This window comes from Vibrio sp. SG41-7, from assembly GCF_014164465.1.
Lineage (GTDB): Bacteria > Pseudomonadota > Gammaproteobacteria > Enterobacterales > Vibrionaceae > Vibrio > Vibrio splendidus.
This window is the reverse complement of sequence record NZ_JACJFF010000036.1, coordinates 1-21,684: the sequence shown is the minus strand read 5'-3', so window position 1 is coordinate 21,684 and position 21,684 is coordinate 1. Positions and strand designations below refer to the sequence as shown.

Sequence of the window (21,684 nt, the reverse complement as noted above, 5' to 3'; positions counted from 1 at the left end):
CCTCTGCGCTTTAAATAAAACGTCTATCTAGCATCTCAGTTGTAAGGAGAGGGGCTATGACTTTTATATTAAAGTACTTGTTTGTGTTTCTTCTGTTGTTCAGCTCTGTGTTCGCTCAGGCCGATGATGTCTGGGTGATTGAGGTGAACGGAGGGATAGGTCCGGCGACCAGTGATTACCTCACTAGAGAAATAGAACAAGCTCACGATGAGCAAGCAAAGCTCATCATTTTGAAAATGAACACGCCTGGCGGGTTAGATTCTTCGATGCGTGACATTATTCGATCCATCACCACATCACCGATTCCGATAGCAACTTGGGTTGGGCCTGCGGGTTCACGAGCAGCGAGCGCCGGAACCTATATTTTACTTGCTAGTCACATCGCTTCTATGGCGCCCGGAACTAATCTAGGTGCAGCAACCCCTGTGTCGCTCGGTGGGGGCAAAGCGCCTGCTAATCCGTTATCTCCTCAAGACGACGCCAATAAAGATGACAACACGTCAACGAGTGAGCAAGACGAAACAAAACAAGAGAACTCAGACCAAGTAAAAGCCACCACTGCGATGGAAAAGAAAGTCATCAATGATGCTGCGGCTTACATTGTCAGTTTGGCTAAGCTACACAACCGTAATGAAGAATGGGCAGAAAAAGCGGTGCGAGAGGCAGCAAGTTTGGATTCTGAGAATGCACTGACTCTTAACGTGATTGATTTTATTGCCAGCGACCTTCAGCAATTGGTTGAACTGAGTAACGGGCGCACCGTCACCATCAACGGTGTCAGTCAGGAAGTCCAACTTAGTGATGTTGCTTTTGTCGAGCGAGAACAAGACTGGCGCTTTAGTTTGCTGTCAGTGATCACGAACCCGAACGTTGCATATATTTTGATGCTGATTGGTATCTACGGTTTGTTACTCGAATTCTATAACCCCGGCGTCGGGCTACCGGGTGTTTTGGGTGGTATCTGTCTGTTATTAGCGATGTACTCCTTACAAATGCTGCCTGTGAGTTACGCGGGCCTTGCTTTAATCCTATTGGGAATTGCTTTGATGGTCGCAGAGGCCTTTAGCCCTAGCTTTGGTATTTTTGGTTTGGGCGGAGTTGCTGCGTTTACGCTCGGTTCAATCATGTTGATGGATACCGAAGTACCAGGTTATCAAATCGCATTGCCACTAATTATCGGGATCAGTTTGTTCTCTGTTGCCTTTATCGTCGTAACAATATCAATGCTAGTCCGAGTGAGAAACAAACCAGTGACTACGGGGATGGAAGCGGTAGTCGGTGACACGGGCAAAGTGGTAAGCGGCTTCCCTGGTGCGGGGCGTGTGCTAGTCGAAGGTGAAATCTGGCAAGCCAAATGTGCGAGTGAATTGCAAGTGGGGCAGATCATCAGAGTGACCAAGCTGACGGGGCTATCTTTGGATGTTGAGGCGCTGCCCGATGATACATCATCGAAATCTAGCTAGCGCGGCATGCTAGAACAAACGTTATTGAATTATTAATTGCTTAGCCATCGTTACTATTAGGGGGCGGTTATGTTTATACACACTATAGGTATTGTCATTGTGCTCGTTATCTTGTTGATAGCCAGCATGTTCAGAGTTCTGCGCGAATATGAACGTGCAGTGGTTTTTTTCCTTGGGCGATTTTACGGTGTGAAAGGGCCGGGGTTAATTATCATCATTCCTTTCATCCAACAAATTGTGCGAGTGGATCTACGAACTATCGTGTTGGACGTGCCGACGCAAGATTTGATCACACGCGATAACGTGTCAGTGAAGGTGAATGCTGTGGTCTATTTTCGAGTGCTGGATCCGAAGATGGCGATCAATAATGTAGAGAACTACCTCGAAGCGACCAGCCAACTGTCACAAACAACGCTGCGTTCAGTATTAGGACAGCATGAGTTGGATGAGCTATTGTCTGAGCGTGAAGAGCTCAATAGAGACTTGCAAGCGATACTGGATCAACACACCGATAACTGGGGGATCAAGATTGCCAATGTCGAGATCAAGCATGTGGATCTTGATGACAGTATGGTGCGAGCTCTAGCTAAGCAAGCCGAGGCGGAACGTTCACGTCGAGCTAAGGTGATCCATGCAACAGGGGAACTAGAAGCATCAACCAAGCTGAAAGAGGCTGCAGAGGTTCTTAATCAAGCGCCAAATGCGATTCAGCTGCGTTACATGCAAACACTAACAGAAGTAGCGAATGAGCGAACTTCCACAATCATATTCCCAATGCCCATCGATCTGGTCGAGAAGATAACCGACCCGATTAAAGCGACACTCAATGAGGCAGCAATCAAGAAAGCGATGAAAGCCGATGAGTGATTGGCTCAAATGAAGAGCAATAAAAAAGGCTCCACAGTTGTGGAGCCTTTTAGTATTTGAATCGCTGGTTCTATTTAATGACCATTGATTACGAGCGTCGATTATTTCTGCGTCGCCGCTTTCATTGGTGTAACAAACTCCGCAAGGGCTTTAAGCATTGCTTCTGGTTGTTCAACGTTGTTTTCAATGATTTTAACTACGGCTGAGCCTGAGATAGCACCTGCAGCGCCAGCTACAATCGCTTCTTTCACTTGTTCAGGAGCCGAGATACCGAAACCAAGCAGTGCTGGTGGCGCATCGAACTTGTTCAAGCGATCAAGCAGTGCCGTTACTGGCATGTTTGCTTTTGTTTCTGCACCCGTTACGCCTGAGCGAGAAAGTAGGTAGGTGTAGCCGCCACCTAGCTCAGATACTGATTGAAGCGTTTCATCGCTTGCTGTTGGTGGAGCAATAAAGATTGGGTGAACACCAAACTTCTTAGCTGCAGCAACAAACTCGCCACTCTCGTTAGTTGGTACATCAGCAATCAATACTGAATCGATACCTGCTTTTGCGCAGCGTTCGTAAAAATTTTCTATACCACGTGCGTAAACCAAGTTTGCGTACATCAGTAGGCCGATTGGTAGCTCTGGGTATTTAGCACGAATTTGACCGATAAGATCGAAGCACACATCTGGCGTGACTTTTGAATCTAACGCGCGAATATTTGCGCCTTGGATTGTTGGGCCATCTGCAAGCGGATCTGAGAATGGGATACCAAGCTCAAGTGCGTCAGCACCCGCTTCAACTAGCGTTTCCATGATCTTAAGAGACTGCTCAGGGTTAGGATCGCCAACCGTTACGAATGGTACAAATGCGCCCTGATTCTTTTCAGCTAAGCGAGTGAAGAGTGATTGATAGCGATCCATTATAATGCTCCTTTCTCTTTAAGAATGTCGTGTACAGAGAAGATATCTTTGTCACCACGACCAGATAAGTTAACCACTAATAGCTGTTCTTTCTCTGGGTCGTCGTGAGCCATTTTTACAGCGTGAGCCACAGCATGAGATGACTCTAGTGCTGCGATAATACCTTCTTTGCGTGCAATCAATTGGAACGCTTCTAGCGCTTCATCATCGGTCACGTTGTCGTATTCAGCACGGCCAATGGCATTTAGGTGCGCGTGTTGAGGACCAACTGATGGGAAATCTAGACCTGCAGAAACAGAGTACGACTCTTCTACTTGGCCGTTCTCATCTTGCATCAGTGGTGCTTTCATACCGAAGAAGATACCGGTTTTACCGTGCTTAAGCGGCGCGCCGTGTTGGTCGGTATCAATACCCTTACCAGCAGGCTCTACACCGATCAGGCGAACAGACTCTTCTTCAATAAAGTCAGCGAACATACCGATAGCGTTTGAACCACCGCCGACACAAGCGATAACCGCATCTGGAAGGCGACCTTCACGAGCTAAGATTTGGTGCTTCGTTTCCTCACCAATCATGCGTTGGAAATCGCGAACAATCGTTGGGAATGGGTGAGGGCCAGCCGCAGTACCCAATAGGTAGTGCGCGTCTTCATAAGTTGCAGACCAGTCACGTAGCGCTTCGTTACATGCATCTTTTAGCGTTGAAGAGCCAGAATGAACAGGGATAACCTCTGCGCCCATTAGCTTCATACGGAACACGTTCGGGCTTTGACGTTCAACGTCTTTTGCACCCATGTAAACACGACACTTAAGGCCCAATAGAGCACAAGCTAGAGCCGTTGCAACACCATGTTGGCCTGCGCCAGTTTCAGCGATGATTTCCTGTTTACCCATACGTTTTGCTAGCAATGCTTGCCCAAGAACTTGGTTCGTCTTGTGAGCACCACCGTGCAGTAGATCTTCACGCTTTAGGTACAGTTTGGTTTTTGTACCTTTAGTCAGGTTACGCGTTAGCGTTAGTGCCGTTGGACGACCTGCGTACTCTTGAAGAAGCGTCATGAATTCACTGCGGAACTCAGGATCTGCTTGTGCATCGATAAATGCTTGTTCCAGTTGGTCTAGTGCTGGCACTAGGATCTGCGGTACGTATTGACCGCCGTATTCACCAAAGTAGGCATCGAGTTTAGCCATTGTGTTATTCCTTCAATTCTATTGATGTGTCTTCACACCAAGTCATTTAATCTTGTTTGAGCTTCGCAAAAGGCAAAGCTCACAAATATGTTTTTAGTTTCCGCTTTCTAGCTTCTGGGCTCTAGGTTTTAAGTTCTAGGTCTTAAGTTCTAGAAGCCAGACTAGTAATTACGAATCGCTGCAAAAGCGCGTTGCAGTTTGTCTGCGTCTTTTTTACCTGGAGCCGATTCAACACCAGAGTTTAGGTCTAATCCTAAACAACCTAACTTAGCGGCTTGGTTAGCATTGTCTGGGTTTAGGCCACCCGCCAACATGATTGCGCTTTGGTTGTTGATTAGGCTCCAATCGAACGCTTGACCTGTACCACCCGTTTGAGAACCCACTTTAGTATCTAGCAGGTGACGAGTCACGTTGCTTTTCAGTAATTCTGGTAGCGTGCTTTTAGCACCGTTTTCAGCACCAGAAGCAACACCGTAAGCTTTCCAAATCTCAACGTGTTCAGGTAGAGATTGTTTTAGTTCATCGACAAATGCTTGAGACTCATCACCGTGCAGTTGCACCGCAAACAGACCGAGTTCAGAAACTGTGTTAGCAACGTCAGCAACACTATGATTTTGGAACACACCCACGTAGTTCAAAGGTGCGCCGCTCATGGTTAAACGAGCTGCTTCGATATCAACATGACGCTTAGACGCTTCAACGAAAATCAAACCACCGAATACTGCACCGGCTTGATAAGCCTTTGCTGCATCGTCAGAGTGAGTTAAACCACACACCTTGTTTTCACCGAGTGTCACTTTACGCACCGCAAGCTCTAGGTTCTTTTCAGCCATCAGAGAGCTACCGATTAGGAAGCCGTCTGCAAATGTTGAAAGGTCACGTACTTGCTGATGGTTGTAGATGCCAGACTCTGAAATCACGACTGCGTTTGGAGCCAGTTCGCGAATCAGCGGAGCCAACTCTTTAGTACGGTTCAAATCCGTCGAAAGGTCACGTAGGTTACGGTTATTAATACCGATCACTTTTGCTTTTAAAGCGACAGCGCGATGAAGCTCTTCTTCGTTGCTGACTTCGGTAAGTACACCCATGTTTAGCGAGTGAGCGACTTCAGCAAGCGCTTGGTACTCTTCGTCATTCAATACCGATAGCATCAACAAGATAGCATCAGCTGAGTAGTGACGAGCTAGATAAACTTGGTAGGTATCAACCATGAAGTCTTTACAAAGAATAGGCTGCTTAGCAATGCTGCGAACCTTTGGTAAAAACTCAAAGTCACCTTGAAAGTATTTCTCGTCTGTCAGTACTGAAATTGCGTTGGCGTGGTTGTTGTACACCGATGCAATGTAGTCCAAATCAAACTCGTCACGGATTAAACCTTTTGACGGAGATGCCTTCTTACATTCAGTGATGAAAACCGTTTGTTCGCCGCTCAATGCATCATAAAAGCTGCGGTCTGTTGCGGTTAACGCTGCTTTAAACTCGTCCAATGGTTGAGTTTGCTTACGCGCTTCAACCCATTGGTATTTGTCACGAACGATTTTTGCTAATACTTCCGCCATTTCAGCGTCTTTGACTGAAACGTGGGTCGACAGTTTATCGGTAGTCTGTGTCATATTCTTTGTCTCAACTCCGTCGTTCGTTAGGCGTGTGCAGCAAGCTTTTGTACAAGCTCGTATGCTTTGCCAGAGTTCATCGCGTCAATCGCTTGCTGTGTGTTGGCTTTTAGATCTTCGTGACCAAATAGACGCATTAGCAGAGCAACGTTGACTGCCACAGCGCCAACTTGAGCATCTGTGCCTTTACCCGTCAGGATATCGGTTGTGATGGCTTTGTTCTCTTCTGGCTCGCCGCCCTTGATTGCTTCAAGAGGGTGAGTGTTCAGGCCAAAGTCTGCCGGTGTCACTGTGTACTCGTGAATTTTGCCATCTTTAATTTCAGCAACGATTGTCTCGCCATGAATAGCCACTTCATCAAGGCCACTACCATGCACAACGGCAGCACGCTTCATACCCATTTGCAGCATGGTTTCCGCGATAGGGCGGACGAGCTCTTTGCTGTAAACACCCATTAACTCGATATTAGGGCGAGCAGGGTTAATCAGTGGACCAAGGATGTTGAAGATAGTGCGCGTTTTCATCGTCTGACGAACAGGCATCGCGTGACGTACACCGACGTGATATTGCGGAGCAAATAGGAATGCTACGCCAAGCTCGTCGACTGCAGTACGAGTGTCTTCTGCTGTCATCGCTAGGTTAATACCGAACGAATCCAGTAGGTCAGAAGAGCCTGATTTGCTCGATACGCTGCGGTTGCCGTGCTTAGCTATTTTTAAACCACACGCTGCTGCTACAAATGCAGAAGTTGTAGAAATGTTGATGGTGTCATGACCGTCGCCACCTGTACCTACGATGTCTGCGAAATCGTAATCAGGACGTGGGAACGGGTTTGCATTAGCAAGCAGTGCTTTCGCTGCGCCAGCGATTTCATCCGGCGTTTCGCCTTTGATTTTCAGTGCAGTAAGCGCAGAAGCCATCAAAATTGGGTCTAGTTCGCCCTTGATGATCACATCAAACAGTTGTTGGCTTTCTTCTTGAGTAAGAGACTGTTGTTCGTAAAGTTTATTAATCTGTTCCATGATCGTTTCCTAGTTAGTCTTTTTATCAAGAGTAGAGCTTTTCTCTAGATGAAGAGGTTTCTCAAGAGCCCATTCGATAGCGTTCGCTAGAAGCGTTGCACCGTAGGTCGTCATAATCGATTCAGGGTGGAATTGGAACCCACAAACCTTGTCTTGTTCTTGAACTACAGACATTACCAAATCATCGACTTCAGCGGTCACTGTTAGGCTATCGGATACATGCGTTGCCACTAAAGAGTGGTAGCGAGCGATAGCCAGCGGCGAAGGTAAGCCTTGGTAAGTCGCATGGTTTTGGTGTTCCATCATCGACACCTTACCATGAATGATTTCGCCAGCGCCTGCAACGGTGCCGCCGTAGGCTTCAACAATCGCTTGGTGGCCTAAGCAAATACCAATCATTGGCACTTTGCCTTTTAGCAGCTGAATTAGCTCAGGCATGCAGCCCGCATCCGCTGGAGCGCCAGGGCCTGGTGAAAGCAGTGCAACAGGGTTGTCTAGTTCGTTGATCGCCGCTTCAACTACCTTTGCTGGAATGTTGTTACGGTAAATTTTCACGCTGTGACCCAACGAACGGAACTGGTCTACAAGGTTGTAAGTGAACGAGTCGAAGTTATCGATGAATACAATATCAGCCATGATTACGACTCCTTCTTAGTTGTTAGGTTTTTAGTATGAGCAGCTTGAATCGCAGAGATAACCGCTTGTGCTTTGCCGCGAGTTTCATCGGCTTCTGCTTGTGGGTCTGAATCGAACACCACACCAGCGCCAGCTTGTACTTGTGCAACGCCATCTTCAACGTAAGCAGAACGAATCACGATACAAGTATCTAGAGTCCCTTCACCGGTTAGATAACCGACTGCACCACCGTAGCTGCCACGACGCGTTTTTTCTACGTCACGAATAAGCTGCATTGCGCGGATTTTTGGTGCGCCCGTTAGCGTGCCCATGTTCATACAAGCTTGGTAAGCGTGCAGAGCATCTAAGTCTTCACGTAGCTGACCAACAACACGAGAAACCAAGTGCATCACATGGCTGTAGCGATCCACTTTCAGCAAGTCTGCTACGTGGCGAGTGCCTGCTTCGGCAATACGAGCCACATCGTTACGTGCTAGGTCAACAAGCATCATGTGCTCGGCGTTTTCTTTCTTGTCGGTACGCAGTTCAAGTTCTATACGGCTGTCTAGGTCGAAATCGATTTGGCCATTTGGGCGCTTACCACGACGGCGAGTACCAGCAATTGGGTAAATCTCGATTTGGTTGGTTTCGGTTTCGTATTTCAGAGCACTTTCTGGAGAAGCACCAAACAGAGTAAACAGCTCGTCTTGCATATAGAACATGTAAGGGCTTGGATTACTTTGCTTGAGCTCTTTATAAGCCGCAAGTGGAGCAGGGCAAGGCAGCGTGAAGCGGCGTGAAGGTACAACTTGGAATACATCGCCTTTAACTACGTACTCTTTTAAGTCACGAACCGTTTGGCAGAAGTCTTCATCTGAAACACTTGGTACAGCGTCAACATTGTCGAGCGGCGTTACTTCTGTGATGGCTTTCAATGACTGACATTGTGTCTGAATGTCAGCTAGACGCTCAGTTAATTGTGTTCTGATGTTTTCATCTTGAGTGAACAAGCTGGCGTGAAGCAGACCTTCGTTCTCTTGGTGATCGAAACGCAATAGTGTTTCCGCAACGTAGAAAACAAAGTCAGGGCAGTTGTTAGTCGCTTCAGCATCACCTAGCGGTTCAAAGTTCGCCACGATGTCGTAAGCGAATAGGCCCGCCATGAATAACGCGTGCTTGTTATCCGCGTCTTGCTCAAAGCTGTGTTGAACCAAACGCAGTGCATCGAATGAAGAAGCTTCTCTTAAACGTGAGTCTTCATCTAATTCGTTGCTTGGCTCGACAAAAGTCAGCGTCAAAACGTTATCGGTAAGGTCAGATTCAATTTCTGCTTTAACGTTTTGAGTTAGATGTTCGATAAGCGCTTGACCATTTTCAGTCAATGCTTGGAAGGTTACTTCATGTCCGCGACATACGATGCGAACAGCAGAGTCGATAAGGAGTAGGCTTGTCAGGTTCTGTTTAGATTCAATCTCAGCAGATTCCAACAACAGGCTGTCTGTTTTGTTTTCACACAAAGTATGAAAAACGCTGGTTGGATCTTGCGAGTAAGGAACTGAAGAATTGATGACCTCAATGGTTCCCAGCTTTTTGATTTCAATGGCCTTGTTCACAAGACCTCCTTTATGATTCTTTAAATTTCCTGCCGTACATAGTCGCATAAAGATACCTTTCACCCAATCTAGAATATGGTCAATTCGATGATTTGTTAGTCAGTTGAATGTGAGATGTTCGACAAATTAAAAAGCCCGCTATTAAAGCGGGCTTAGTGATAACTTTTTTATAAACAAACTGTTTAACTAGAAGTACACGTTAGCCCACCAAGAACTTGTCCAAGTGCGCCACCAATTAAGCTCTGAACTTGCTTCTACTGAAGAAAGTTCTAAAACTTTATCTTTATGGTTTTGGTTAAATTCTTGTAACATGGTGAACCTATCAAATGTGATACTTCGTATTTGTGTACTAGTTAACTAGTTTTGTGCTTGCAGGTCAAGTGCGTTGACACAAATATAACGATAAAAATTGAAAACAATGAAAAAGAATATATGAGAATTGATCTACATAGTCATACAACAGCCTCAGATGGCCGACTTACTCCACCTGAACTGATTGACCGAGCGCTAGGCTTTAACATCGAAGCGTTAGCGATTACAGATCATGATACGACTGATGGGCTTGCTGAAGCACGCAGCTATATTGCTGATAACAACCTTCCTATCCAGTTGATCAACGGCATAGAGATTTCGACCGTTTGGCAAAACAAAGATATCCATATTGTTGGGTTAAATGTTGATCCGGAGTCACCAGAGCTAAAAGCGTTAATTGAACAACAGAAGCAACATCGTGTCGGGCGTGCAGAGATGATTGCTCAACGTCTTGAGAAAGCGACTCGTGAAGGCTTGCTAGAAGAAGTTAAATTGATAGCTGGTGATGCGCCTATCACTCGTGCTCACTTTGCTAAGTGGTTAGTCGATAACGGCTACGCAAAAACCATGCAGCAGGTGTTTAAAAAGTTTCTGACTCGCAATAACCCAGGTTATGTGCCGCCAACGTGGTGTTCAATGAGTGATGCTGTAACGGCTATTCATGCTGCTGGTGGTCAAGCCGTATTAGCTCACCCCGGCCGATATGGTTTAACAGCGAAGTGGGTTAAGCGTCTGTTAGCTGCATTTGTTGAAGCAAAAGGTGACGCTATGGAAGTCGCTCAGCCTCAGCAAGCGCAACAAGAAAGACGCACACTTGCGGATTATGCTATACAATACAAACTATTAGCCTCCCAAGGCAGTGACTTCCATTATCCATCTCCGTGGATGGAACTTGGACGTAATCTCTGGCTACCTTCTGGGGTCGAAGAAGTATGGAAAGATTGGGAGTTTCAAACGGTTTCACCAACTGATACCGATGACAGTATTTAGGTGAACCAGCTCCTTCTGATGATAGAGTCGCGAGATTCGATAACGAGGATCAACAATGAGCCAGTTTTTTTATGTACACCCAGATAACCCACAAGCGCGCTTAATTACTCAAGCGGTTGCGATTATTCGCAATGGCGGCGTTGTGGTTTATCCAACAGATTCCGGTTATGCGCTGGGCTGTCAGCTTGAAAACAAACAAGCACTTGAACGCATCTGTAAAATTCGTCGAATCGATGATAAGCACAATTTCACGTTGTTATGCCGTGACCTTTCTGAATTGTCACTGTATGCACGAGTTGATAACGTGGCTTTCCGTTTACTTAAGGCGCACACGCCCGGTGCTTACACGTTTATCTTCAAAGCAACCAAAGAAGTACCGAAGCGTTTGATGAACGCGAAACGTAAAACGATTGGTATTCGTGTCCCAGACAACAAGATTGCACTTGACCTGTTGGAAGCAATGGGCGAGCCATTGATGTCGACGTCTCTGATTCTTCCGGGTAACGAGACAACTGAATCGGATCCAGAAGAAATTCGCGACAGCCTAGAGCATGCGGTTGATGTCATTTTGAATGGCGGCTACTTAGGTGAGCAACCGACTACGGTTATTGACTTCAGTGACGATGATGCCGTTGTTTTACGTCGTGGTGCCGGCGATCCAGCGCCGTTTGAATAATAGCGTTACTGATTAACAGTCTGTAACGAAACAGCAAACCTGCCAGAGTAAATAACAAGTGCTTTTTGGCAGGTTATTTGCGATAATACGCGACCGCGATTTGGTCGCGAAAAATTCATTCGACGTCTGTGAAGACGACAATTAGGTAGAAAAGAGTAAATGAGCGAAAAATTACAGAAGGTTTTAGCGCGAGCTGGTCACGGTTCTCGTCGTGAACTAGAAGGTTTAATTAAATCTGGTCGTGTAAGTGTTAACGGTCAAGTTGCGAAATTGGGTGAGCGTCTTGAAGACGAGAACTCAGTGATCCGTATCGATGGCCACACTATTACAGGCAAAGCCTCTGAAGAAGTGGTTTGTCGTGTACTTGCTTATTACAAACCGGAAGGTGAGCTTTGTACTCGTCATGATCCTGAAGGTCGCCGCACTGTTTTCGATCGTCTACCTAAGATCCGTGGTTCTCGTTGGATTTCAGTTGGTCGTCTTGATGCAAACACATCGGGTCTTTTGCTTTTCACTACTGATGGTGAACTTGCAAACCGCCTAATGCACCCAAGCCGTCAGGTTGAGCGTGAGTACCTAGTACGTGTGTTTGGTGAAGTGACTGAGCAAAAAGTTAAAAACGTTACTCGTGGCGTTCAACTTGAAGATGGTATGGCTCGTTTCGAAGACGTGGTTTACGCTGGCGGTGAAGGTATGAACCATACTTTCTACGTAGCGATTAACGAAGGTCGTAACCGTGAGGTTCGTCGTCTTTGGGAATCACAAGAAACAACAGTAAGCCGTCTGAAACGTGTACGTTACGGTGATATCTACCTTGATAAGAAACTGCCTCGTGGCGGTTGGAAAGAGCTAGATCTTCAAGAAGTAAACTACTTGCGTGAGCTTGTTGAACTTCAGCCAGAAAAAGAGACACTGTTGGATCTTGATCCTGCAAACACTTCTCGTAAGCGTGAGCGTTCTCGTAGCCAAAAAATTCGTCGCGCTGTTAAGCGTCACGAAGAGCGTGCAAATGCTCCTAAAGGCCGCAGCAACCAGACTAAACGTAAGAAGCCTGCTACTCGCGGAACTACAACACCTGATTCAGGTCGTAGTGCTCCAGCGACCAATGGCAAACCTCAGGCTACCAAAAAGCCTAAACTGAACAACGGACGCCCGGCTAAACCGGCTAAGCCAAGATCACGTAAGTAATTACACCAGTAGTTGCTACAGTTCTTAAGCTTAAAGCTTAATCCAACGTTTCGAATACTAAAAAACCTGCTAACTTAGCAGGTTTTTTTTCGTCTTGAATATGGCGCAGTTCAAATCATGTCGAAGTGCTTACCAAGTAGAAACGATTAACCAGGTAGAAGTGCTTCACTAGCTAGGGTGACTAGCTATGGACTACGATTGGTATTAGGTCACTTTCAAATGATTCGAGAAGTTGTCACCCTTCGCCATGCGGTCATACAAAATAACATTGACCGCGGCAGCAAGGTTCATGCAGCCATTAGTCGGAACGTAGATAGTTTCACGACAGAAGTCCGTGATCTCTTTTTTCAGAGTTCCATCTTCAGGGCCGAAGATATAAAAAGCACGAGGTGGGTGCTTATAATCAGGCAGAGGCTTAGCGCCTTCTATCAAATCAACCGCGATTGGTACGCAGCCAACTGGAATAATGTCTTTCAGGTCTTCAACACCAATTAATGGTAGCTCAAGGTGCTTTTCCTTGGTGTCGGTATGAAACTGTCGAGCGTGGTCATAACGGGTGCCAGTATAAAATACAGAGTTTGCTCCGTAGCAACCAGCCGCTCGCATTACTGAGCCAACATTTTCAGGTGTTTTGGGGTTTACTAATCCAACACAGGCATAGCCTTTGGATAGTGTATCTGTCTTTGCTTTGGTCATAATTTTGTAGAGTTGCAGTTTGGTAAAGTGATGAGGCTATGAAGTCGTAAGAAAATCAGCTCAGTACTCTGAGCTGATTTAAGAAGAGCCTAGTCGCGTTTCCACAAGATGTGACAGAACTTGTGTTCAGGGTCACGGCTGATCAGCAGACGAGCGAATACGTCATCTAAGACATCATCAGCTTCATTTACAAGACCAATGCGTACTTCAGCGTAGATCTCTTTGTCGACTTCAAAGCCAACATGTTCAACCCAATCGTCACCAGTTTCAACGAGCTCTGCAGCGCCACGATCTTCAAACTGAGCCGTGAATAGGATCACGTCTGCTGGTTCAAGGTTATCAGGAGCCATCTCTAGAAAGATGTCGTATGCAGTGTCAATTGCGTCGTCGTAAGACATTAGGTCGTTAGCTTCGGTCATAATAAATATCTTAGCTTGCGCGGTTCATGTATTTACGTTCAGCTGTGTTCACAACAACTTTGTCGCCAGTTGCAATGTACTCAGGAACTTGAACAGTAAGGCCTGTAGATAGACGAGCTGGCTTAGTACGAGCTGAAGCAGATGCACCTTTGATTGAAGGGTCTGTTTCTTCGATCACTAGCTCAACTGAAGTTGGTAGTTCAAGCGTTGCTGCAGTACCGTCGATAAGAATCGCGTACATGCCTTGAGTTTCTTCGTTGATGAACAGTAGTTCGTCTTCGATCATTTCACCGTTGAAGATGAACTGTGAGTAATCTTCGTTATCCATGAAGATGTACTCGTTGCCGTCAACGTAAGAGAACATCACTGCACGCTTAGTTACGTCGATAGTTTCAACGATTTCGTCAGCCTTGTGGCGAACTTCTGTTTTAACGCCAGTTGCTACATCGTGACCACGGAAGCGGTAAATCTTTTGACCGCCACGGCCACCTGGTGTTGTCACTTCGATATCTTTTACTAGTACTGTTTTGCCATCAACGTTGATCGCAAAACCTTTTTTAATCTCACTTGCTCTAGGCATTTTGTGTTTGTCCTTATTGGGTCTATCCGGTGATTATATCTCGTAGACGCTATAAATAGGAATAGCTTGAATCATAAAGTCACCTAAGCGATCATAGAGAGACAGTTAAATCATTATTTTATTTACCGAAACGACCTATGCAGCTACCTGTTATTGACCCAACACAGCCATTTCAACCTGAATTCCAACCTGTGGTTAACGATCTGATTACCTTTTTAAAAGGTGGGTTAGGATCCAATCTACACAGTGTCTATGTTTATGGCAGTGTGGCACGCAAACAAGCCGTTGTCGGTCGCTCGAATTTAGATGTGGTTGTGGTTACCCATCGTCCTTTCCCAGATCAACGAACCACGCTGCTGAATACCATCAAATGGCGTTTTCAAAAGAGCTTCCCTCAGGTCACTCAAGTGGCGATTAAAACTACCTTGGTGAGCGAGATCGTTGATTTCGACAACATATTCACGTGGGGCTTTATGCTCAAGCATTTAGCCGTGTGTGTGCATGGTGAAGACTTATCGGATTGTTATGGTGATTTTGAAACAAGTTGGGAAATTGCCAAGCACTGGAATATGGATGCGGAAAACTGGTTGGCGGTTTATCGCAACAAGATAGCCCGAGCAACAACGCCAGAACAACAAGTTGCAGCACAGGTGATCATTGCTAAAAAGCTACTGCGAGCGAGTTACTCTTTGGTGATGTATCGTGACAAATATTGGTTCGATGACCCAATAGAGTGTGGTCAACAGTTCTTGAAGTATCACCCAGATAAAGACGTCGAAATCCAAAGGTTAGGCATTTTACTTTCTGGTAGACCGATTCCTAAACGTTCGGTGATAGGGATTCTTGATGGCTTTGGCGAGTGGCTGGTTAAGCAGTATCAGAAAACTGAGTTTAGAATCGGGTAGAGATTCGTAACCTCCCAATGAATACTAAAAAGCAGAGCGGGCTGAGTAACACAGCACTTCTCTGCTTTTTTCTTTTTGATGTTTGGCTCGAGTTTTAATAGATATCTCGAGTCTAATGTCGCCTCGAAAAGAGGGCTCAATCTAGAACAGACCTAGCTGCTGCCCGCTGACTCGTTCAAAATCTAAACCGATGAAGGGTAAGATAGCCTCTGCGACCGGTTTAATCTGTTTGTCGATGTAATGCTGATAATCGATACCATTCTTCAAGTACTCCTTTGGCTCAGGGCCAATCAGAGTAATCAAATATTCAATACGCCCTTTGTTTTGGTATTGCAGCGGGCGACCAAGCTTGGCATTTATCTCATCGGCCAGACGAGCTGCGCGAACCTGTGGAGGAATGTTTTTTTGATACTCGTGTAGTTTGCGGCGCAAACGCTTTTGGTACACCAGTAAATCATCGTGTTTACCAGCAGCGGTTTCATCGACAAACTGTCTGACATAGTCCGTTGGATCTTGGTCGTGAAACACCATCTCATACAGGGTTTGTTGGAATTGCTGAGCGAGAGGTGTCCAGTCGGTTCGCGCACTTTCAAGCCCTTTAAAGATGATCTTCTCTTGATCGCCTTGATTGATCAAGCCTGCATATCGTTTCTTCGAACCGGTTTCTGAACCTCTAATGGTTGGCATTAGAAACTTGCGATAGTGAGTTTCGTATTCCAGTTCGAGTATTGAGGTTAGGTTGTAGGTTTCTTTTAAATGATTCGTCCACCAATCGTTGATGTAAGCGACCAGTGCGTTTCCGATCTCATCTGCTTTTTGTTGATCGTAACTGCCGTTTAGCGATACGAAGGTTGAATCGGTATCTCCGTAAATTACTTGATAACCTTTATCCTCGATTAGAACCTTGGTTTGCTTCATGATCTCATGCCCACGCATAGTGATCGATGAGGCCAAACGGGTATCGAAGAAGCGACAACCAGAAGAGCCAAGCACACCATAGAAGGAGTTCATGATGATCTTAATCGCTTGAGAGAACGCTTTTTCGTTGTTCTTCTTTGCAACGTCACGTGCTGCCCACAGGTTTTCGATCATCTCTGGTAGAAAGTGCTTAGAGCGGTGAAACTGACCGCCACGAAACCCAGCCACCGCTTGGTCTTCTTCAGAGCCTAGCTCTAACTTTAGTCCTTCTATCAGCCCCATTGGATCAATCAAGAAAGATCGAATGATCGATGGGTATAGGCTCTTAAAATCGAGTACCAAAACCGAGTCGTACAAATTGGGAATCGAATCCATCACATAGCCACCGGGGCTAGCGATCCAGTTCTCGGGCTCTAAATTAGGCGCGACGTAACCCGCTCGGTGTATCTGAGGCATGTATAAGTTCGTAAAAGCAGCGACAGAGCCACCAACACGATCCAGCTCGACACCGGTTAATCGAGAGCGCTCAATCGCGAAGTCGAGTAGGTGAGTGTGTTCGAAGATGCGATTTACTAGCACGCAGTCTTGAAGGTTGTACTTGGCGAGCGAAGGCTTATCGAACTTAAACATCCGGTTTATCTCATCCATGCGGTCGTGAACGTTATGGATGTCTTTGCCTTCGCCGAGTAGCTCTTGAGATACAGATTCAAGAGACCAAGAGCGGAAGTGGTAGGTCGCTGTCTTGAGCATGTCGATGCCATCCAACACAACGCGGCCTGGAATCGTGATAAAGCCTTGCTGGTTTTGTGCAGAACTACGGAAAAAGCTTGGTTGATTGTCTCTACCGATGCTGAGCTTCACTTCGTTCCATTCTGAACGTTTGTGCAGTAGCCTAAAGTCGAAATCAATGACATTCCAACCGATGATGATGTCGGGATCAAATTCAGAAAACCATCTAATCATCGCCTCGATTAGAGCTTTTTCATTAGGAACCCATTGGACGTTTGTGTCAGCCTCTTGTGGTTCGCCGACCATGATGACTCGGCTGTCCATCGGGCTGTCTAAGCCAATGGAATAAAGTACGCCTTTTTCCGAGCATTCAATATCAAGCGAAACCACAGATAAACTGGGTAAGTAATTGCCCGCTCTGCATTTTGCATTGGAAACTCTAAGATGCTGACTTTTTTTCACGGCAGTCCCAGTGAACTCAATGCTGCCCTTGATAAAGCGTTCCATCAGATATCGATCGGCGAGTCGAATATCGCTTTCAAAGGTCTGAATTTCTTCGCTGTGAAAGGCTTGTGCTAAACCAAAGCTACTTCTCGCTAGTGATGTATAACATGCGGCGAGAGGGGTTTGATCGAATGTGGCGAGTTCTAGGGACTTGAATTGGCAATCAATCGACTCTTTCGCTGCGATTGCCTGACATTCTTCAACATCAGATTGAGCGACGAAAAATACAGGTTTTTCATTTTGAATCGTCAGCAGAGTTGGGCCTTGAGGGGAGCTTAACCACAAGTCAATTTGGGTACGCCCTGAAAAGTCTCTCGCTTGTCTTGTGAGTACAAAGCCTTGCTGAATATCCAATGTAGTAACCTATTGAAATGGGGAATCGAATACTACCATCTAGCGGCTCTCTGCGCACAACAGGCAACCAAAATACTAACTAAATTCTAGTTAACAGAGGCAAATAACGGGACTCCATAAGCAAATAAGTGAAATTGTCGCGAATGGCTATTCAATGGTATTGAAAATATCTTTATCTTGTGTAATTTTATTGGGTGTTGTTTTAACTGGTTGATTTTTAGAAAAAGCTTGTTGTTTTAGTTAGCTTATTTGTTAATAAGTACTTGCTAAAGTTCGTGTTTCAGCACATATTCAACAGAGCTTTTTTTTAGTAATTAAGTTAAGATGTACTCAATGCTGCGATCCACTGTTCCTTTGTTCAATTGTTTCAAACAGATGAAATGACACAGTGGTTGCAGAGCCAATTAATAGTGTGGAGATACAAGTTTGATAAATGTTTTCCTTGTAGATGATCACGAGCTGGTTCGCACAGGGATACGACGTATTATTGAAGACGTCCGTGGAATGAACGTAGCAGGGGAAGCTGAAAGCGGTGAAGATGCTGCAAAATGGTGTCGTACTAATAATACTGACGTTATTTTGATGGATATGAATATGCCTGGTATTGGTGGCTTAGAAGCAACCAAGAAAATCTTGCGTTTCAACCCTGATGTTAAAATCATCGTTTTAACTGTTCATACGGAAAATCCGTTTCCAACTAAAGTGATGCAAGCTGGAGCTGCTGGTTACCTTACTAAAGGGGCAGGTCCGGATGAAATGGTAAATGCAATTCGAGTGGTTAATAGTGGCCAACGATACATTTCACCAGAAATTGCGCAGCAGATGGCTTTGAGCCAATTCTCGCCTGCGTCTGAAAATCCATTCGCAGACTTATCTGAGCGTGAACTTCAAATCATGATGATGATTACCAAAGGTCAGAAAGTGACGGATATTTCAGAACAACTCAATCTAAGTCCTAAAACAGTCAACAGTTACCGCTACCGTTTGTTCAGCAAATTGGATATCAGTGGCGATGTAGAGCTGACGCATTTAGCGATTAGACATGGAATGTTAGACACTGAGACCCTTTAACACTGAGATCGTATAGTGACCAACTTGTTTGACTCAGTGTCATTTCTCAAGACAGTAACAGAACAGCCCGGCGTTTATCGTATGTATAACGCCGAGGCTGTTGTTATCTACGTCGGTAAAGCAAAGAACCTCAAAAAACGCCTTTCCAGTTATTTCCGTAAAAAAGTCGACAGTGAAAAAACGCGCGCTCTAGTTAGCAATATCGATAAAATCGATGTCACTGTAACGCATACAGAAACAGAAGCTCTTATCCTTGAGCACAACTACATCAAGCAGTACCTACCAAAATACAACGTACTTCTGCGTGATGATAAGTCGTATCCCTATATTTTTATTAGTGGTCACAAACATCCTCGTTTGTCGATGCATCGTGGTGCTAAGAAGAAAAAGGGAGAATACTTTGGTCCTTATCCTGATTCCGGCGCTGTGCGTGAGACGTTGCACCTAATACAGAAAATCTTTCCTGCTCGTCAGTGTGAAGATACGGTTTATGCCAACAGAACGCGCCCGTGTTTGATGTATCAGATTGGTCGTTGCGCTGCGCCATGTGTCAGCTCAATTATCTCTGATGAAGAGTACAGCAAGCTTATCGACTACGTTCGTTTATACCTGCAAGGGAAAGACAAGCTAGTTCTTGAGACACTCATCGACAAAATGGACAAGGCAAGCCAAGAGCTTCGCTTTGAGCAAGCAGCTGCTTTCCGTGACCAGATCCAAGCGATTCGACGCGTGCAAGAGCAACAATACGTATCTGACGACTCAATGGAAGATATGGACGTGTTAGGTTTTGCTCAAGAAAATGGCGTGGCTTGTATTCACATCTTGATGATTCGCCAAGGAAAGGTTTTAGGCAGTAGAAGCCATTTCCCAAAAATTCCAAACAATACGGTGCGAGAGGAAGTCTTTTCGAGCTTTTTAAGCCAATACTATCTTGCACATAATGAAGCGAGAACCATCCCAACTCGTCTCATCCTTAGTGCTGATTTGATGGAAGATGTCACACCGATTCAAGAAGCCTTGTGTGAAGTTGCGGGTCGTAAGATCCACTTCAATACCAATCCTTCTGGCACTCGTGGTCGCTACCTTAAACTGTCTAACACCAATGCATTAACAGCCATTACCACCAAGATTAATCACAAGATGACGATCAATCAGCGCTTTAAGGAGCTTCAAGAAGTGCTGTCAATGGACGTTATCAAACGCATGGAATGTTTCGATATCAGTCACACCATGGGTGAAAGTACGATTGCATCTTGCGTGGTCTTCAATCAAGAAGGGCCAGTTAAACCGGAATACCGTCGTTACAACATCACAGGTATTACCGGTGGTGATGACTACGCTGCAATGGCTCAGGCGCTTGAGAGACGCTATTCAAAACAACTCGATGTCGAAAAGATCCCAGACATCATTTTTATCGATGGCGGTAAAGGTCAGCTAAACCGTGCCCATGAGATCATTTCCAAATATTGGGATGATTGGCCGTTTCGACCAAGAATGATGGGTATTGCGAAAGGGGTAACACGTAAACCGGGTTTGGAAACCTTGGTGACCCTTGAAGGTGAAGAGTTTAATTTACCAAGTGATGCGCCAGCACTGCACCTTATCCAACATATTCGTGATGAAAGCCATAATCATGCGATTGCAGGGCATAGAGCAAAACGTGGTAAAACGCGTAGAACCAGTGCGCTTGAAGGAATTGAAGGGGTAGGGCCTAAGCGCCGTCAATCTTTGCTGAAATATATGGGTGGCTTACAAGAACTTAAGCGTGCAACTGTCGAAGAAATAGCCAAAGTACCGGGCATTAGTCATTCTTTGGCAGAAAACATTTATCAAGCATTGAAACAATAGTAAAAATCCCGCACCATTAAAGCGCAATTAATAAGAGCCCAATAATATGCGTTTGAATATACCTAACATTTTGTCCTTACTGAGACTATTTTTGATCCCAGTATTCGTTGTTGTTTTTTACCTACCTTACCAATGGGCTCCTTTTGCTGCTGCAATGGTGTTTTGGGTAGCGGGTTTTACTGACTGGCTAGATGGCATGCTGGCTCGTAAACTCGGGCAAACGTCTCGCTTCGGTGCCTTTATTGACCCTGTGGCGGATAAAGTGCTGGTTGCTACGGCTCTTATCTTGATGACTGAGCATTACCATTCGATTTGGATAACGATTCCAGCGGTTACCATGATCGCTCGTGAAATTATTATTTCGGCGCTTCGTGAATGGATGGCTGAAATCGGTAAACGTGCAAGCGTTGCGGTATCTTGGGTTGGTAAAGTCAAAACCGTTTCTCAGATGTTCGCTCTTTGGGTACTGATCTGGCGATACGACGACTGGATGGTGTGGGTAGGTTACATTGCGCTCTATGTTGCAACCGTTCTTACATACTGGTCAATGGCGCAATACTTGATGGCTGCCAAAGACGATTTGTTAGACGAAAAACATCATTGATGAAGAAGCGAGCTGAGGCTCGCTTTTTTGATCTTTAACCTAAGGTTAAGTTATCAATAGTGGATATCTAATGTGATATAGATCGCCTTTGAATGGCCTGTCCACAAAGTCCTTTGCACACAAAGTCAGCTATTTAGCCTGTTTCGTATGAAATCTATTCAAACGAATTAAAAATACAAAAATAATATTGACTCAATCCTCTGAATCCGTAGAATGCATCCCGTACCCAAGAGGATGGCAATAAGCGATTCGATTGGAGCTACTAAGGCGCCTTGGCAGAGTGGCTATGCAGCGGATTGCAAATCCGTGGACCTCGGTTCGACTCCGGGAGGCGCCTCCATTATCTCTTTCGTTTAGAAGAGTAATGAAAATGCGATACTAGCTCAGTTGGTAGAGCGCAACCTTGCCAAGGTTGAGGTCATCGGTTCGAACCCGATGTATCGCTCCAAAATTTGTAATGTTGATTGGCGTCAGCATTAAGATGGTGTTTTACTTTTCAGTAATCGGCATCGCAATAAAGAATTGCGTGCCCTGGTGGTGGAATTGGTAGACACAAGGGATTTAAAATCCCTCGGCGTTCGCGCTGTGCCGGTTCAAGT

The 21,684-nt window shown here is 45.5% G+C and carries 20 protein-coding genes, 2 tRNA genes and 1 other annotated feature; of the genes, 11 read left to right on the top strand and 11 right to left on the bottom strand.

Translation table 11 applies throughout. The features are described from left to right. Nucleotides 1–56: 56 nt before the first annotated feature. Together H5300_RS11820 and H5300_RS11815 are read left to right on the top strand one after the other, a co-directional pair. Nucleotides 57–1,463, top strand: a complete 1,407-nt coding sequence (locus tag H5300_RS11820; RefSeq protein WP_182796030.1) for a nodulation protein NfeD — start codon at nt 57–59, stop codon at nt 1,461–1,463. A gap of 69 nt (nt 1,464–1,532) precedes the next feature. Continuing rightward, on the top strand, nt 1,533–2,330 hold the full coding sequence (locus H5300_RS11815) for a slipin family protein (RefSeq protein ID WP_004729804.1): 798 nt from the start codon (nt 1,533–1,535) through the stop codon (nt 2,328–2,330). A gap of 101 nt (nt 2,331–2,431) precedes the next feature. Here H5300_RS11815 and trpA read toward each other — a convergent pair whose 3' ends face one another. From trpA to H5300_RS11780, 7 genes are all read right to left on the bottom strand, one after another. Further along, nucleotides 2,432–3,238: a tryptophan synthase subunit alpha gene (gene trpA, locus H5300_RS11810; protein ID WP_017080965.1), complete on the bottom strand. Its 807-nt coding sequence runs from the start codon at nt 3,236–3,238 to the stop codon at nt 2,432–2,434. Continuing rightward, nucleotides 3,238–4,428 (bottom strand): tryptophan synthase subunit beta, encoded by a 1,191-nt coding sequence (gene trpB / locus H5300_RS11805; protein ID WP_004729801.1) that lies wholly within the window; start codon nt 4,426–4,428, stop codon nt 3,238–3,240. Before trpB ends, trpA begins: the two co-directional genes overlap by 1 nt. 161 nt (nt 4,429–4,589) lie before the next feature. Beyond that, the gene (gene trpCF / locus H5300_RS11800; protein ID WP_182796029.1) at nt 4,590–6,041 is read right to left on the bottom strand and encodes a bifunctional indole-3-glycerol-phosphate synthase TrpC/phosphoribosylanthranilate isomerase TrpF; all 1,452 of its coding nucleotides are present in this window, start codon (nt 6,039–6,041) and stop codon (nt 4,590–4,592) included. A 26-nt stretch (nt 6,042–6,067) separates the two neighbouring features. Then, the gene (trpD, locus tag H5300_RS11795) at nt 6,068–7,063 is read right to left on the bottom strand and encodes an anthranilate phosphoribosyltransferase (RefSeq protein ID WP_017080967.1); all 996 of its coding nucleotides are present in this window, start codon (nt 7,061–7,063) and stop codon (nt 6,068–6,070) included. A 9-nt stretch (nt 7,064–7,072) separates the two neighbouring features. Then, a complete protein-coding gene (locus H5300_RS11790) occupies nt 7,073–7,699 on the bottom strand; it encodes an aminodeoxychorismate/anthranilate synthase component II (protein WP_004729794.1) in 627 nt (208 codons plus the stop codon). Between the two features lie 2 nt (nt 7,700–7,701). After that, on the bottom strand, nt 7,702–9,291 hold the full coding sequence (locus H5300_RS11785) for an anthranilate synthase component 1 (protein ID WP_065681543.1): 1,590 nt from the start codon (nt 9,289–9,291) through the stop codon (nt 7,702–7,704). A gap of 125 nt (nt 9,292–9,416) precedes the next feature. Further along, nucleotides 9,417–9,531 (bottom strand) — a sequence feature (Trp leader region). Beyond that, complete coding sequence (locus tag H5300_RS11780) at nt 9,478–9,603, bottom strand: trp operon leader peptide (protein WP_009848753.1); 126 nt, start codon at nt 9,601–9,603, stop codon at nt 9,478–9,480. It overlaps the preceding feature by 54 nt. Before the next feature lie 120 nt (nt 9,604–9,723). Between H5300_RS11780 and H5300_RS11775 the strand changes: the two genes are divergently transcribed. From H5300_RS11775 to rluB, 3 genes are all read left to right on the top strand, one after another. After that, the gene (locus H5300_RS11775) at nt 9,724–10,593 is read left to right on the top strand and encodes an RNase RNM (protein WP_004729788.1); all 870 of its coding nucleotides are present in this window, start codon (nt 9,724–9,726) and stop codon (nt 10,591–10,593) included. A 55-nt stretch (nt 10,594–10,648) separates the two neighbouring features. Then, nucleotides 10,649–11,269 carry an L-threonylcarbamoyladenylate synthase gene (locus tag H5300_RS11770; RefSeq protein WP_009848751.1) on the top strand — a complete coding sequence of 207 codons (621 nt, stop codon included), beginning with the start codon at nt 10,649–10,651 and terminating at the stop codon, nt 11,267–11,269. Nucleotides 11,270–11,428: 159 nt separating this feature from the next. Continuing rightward, a complete protein-coding gene (gene rluB / locus H5300_RS11765) occupies nt 11,429–12,457 on the top strand; it encodes a 23S rRNA pseudouridine(2605) synthase RluB (RefSeq protein WP_004729784.1) in 1,029 nt (342 codons plus the stop codon). A 204-nt stretch (nt 12,458–12,661) separates the two neighbouring features. Here rluB and H5300_RS11760 read toward each other — a convergent pair whose 3' ends face one another. The 3 genes from H5300_RS11760 to yeiP form a co-directional block, all read right to left on the bottom strand. Then, complete coding sequence (locus tag H5300_RS11760) at nt 12,662–13,153, bottom strand: RNA methyltransferase (protein ID WP_004729783.1); 492 nt, start codon at nt 13,151–13,153, stop codon at nt 12,662–12,664. A gap of 89 nt (nt 13,154–13,242) precedes the next feature. After that, a complete protein-coding gene (locus tag H5300_RS11755) occupies nt 13,243–13,572 on the bottom strand; it encodes an HI1450 family dsDNA-mimic protein (protein ID WP_004729782.1) in 330 nt (109 codons plus the stop codon). Between the two features lie 10 nt (nt 13,573–13,582). Then, the gene (gene yeiP / locus H5300_RS11750) at nt 13,583–14,152 is read right to left on the bottom strand and encodes an elongation factor P-like protein YeiP (protein WP_004729781.1); all 570 of its coding nucleotides are present in this window, start codon (nt 14,150–14,152) and stop codon (nt 13,583–13,585) included. A gap of 137 nt (nt 14,153–14,289) precedes the next feature. Between yeiP and H5300_RS11745 the strand changes: the two genes are divergently transcribed. After that, nucleotides 14,290–15,057, top strand: coding sequence for a hypothetical protein (locus tag H5300_RS11745; RefSeq protein ID WP_004729780.1), 768 nt, complete (start codon nt 14,290–14,292; stop codon nt 15,055–15,057). A 141-nt stretch (nt 15,058–15,198) separates the two neighbouring features. Here the strand turns inward: H5300_RS11745 and H5300_RS11740 are convergent, their stop codons facing one another. Then, nucleotides 15,199–17,562, bottom strand: a complete 2,364-nt coding sequence (locus tag H5300_RS11740; protein WP_182796028.1) for a DNA polymerase II — start codon at nt 17,560–17,562, stop codon at nt 15,199–15,201. Between the two features lie 426 nt (nt 17,563–17,988). Between H5300_RS11740 and uvrY the strand changes: the two genes are divergently transcribed. The 5 genes from uvrY (at nt 17,989) to H5300_RS11715 (ending at nt 21,533) form a co-directional block, all read left to right on the top strand. Then, nucleotides 17,989–18,633: a UvrY/SirA/GacA family response regulator transcription factor gene (gene uvrY, locus H5300_RS11735; protein ID WP_004729778.1), complete on the top strand. Its 645-nt coding sequence runs from the start codon at nt 17,989–17,991 to the stop codon at nt 18,631–18,633. Between the two features lie 15 nt (nt 18,634–18,648). Then, nucleotides 18,649–20,481, top strand: a complete 1,833-nt coding sequence (gene uvrC, locus H5300_RS11730) for an excinuclease ABC subunit UvrC (protein WP_182796027.1) — start codon at nt 18,649–18,651, stop codon at nt 20,479–20,481. Between the two features lie 46 nt (nt 20,482–20,527). Then, nucleotides 20,528–21,085 (top strand): CDP-diacylglycerol--glycerol-3-phosphate 3-phosphatidyltransferase, encoded by a 558-nt coding sequence (pgsA, locus tag H5300_RS11725; RefSeq protein WP_017078221.1) that lies wholly within the window; start codon nt 20,528–20,530, stop codon nt 21,083–21,085. A gap of 266 nt (nt 21,086–21,351) precedes the next feature. Then, nucleotides 21,352–21,425, top strand: a tRNA-Cys gene (locus H5300_RS11720). 32 nt (nt 21,426–21,457) lie between these two features. Beyond that, a tRNA-Gly gene (locus H5300_RS11715) sits at nt 21,458–21,533 on the top strand. The last annotated feature ends 151 nt before the right edge of the window (nt 21,534–21,684 follow it).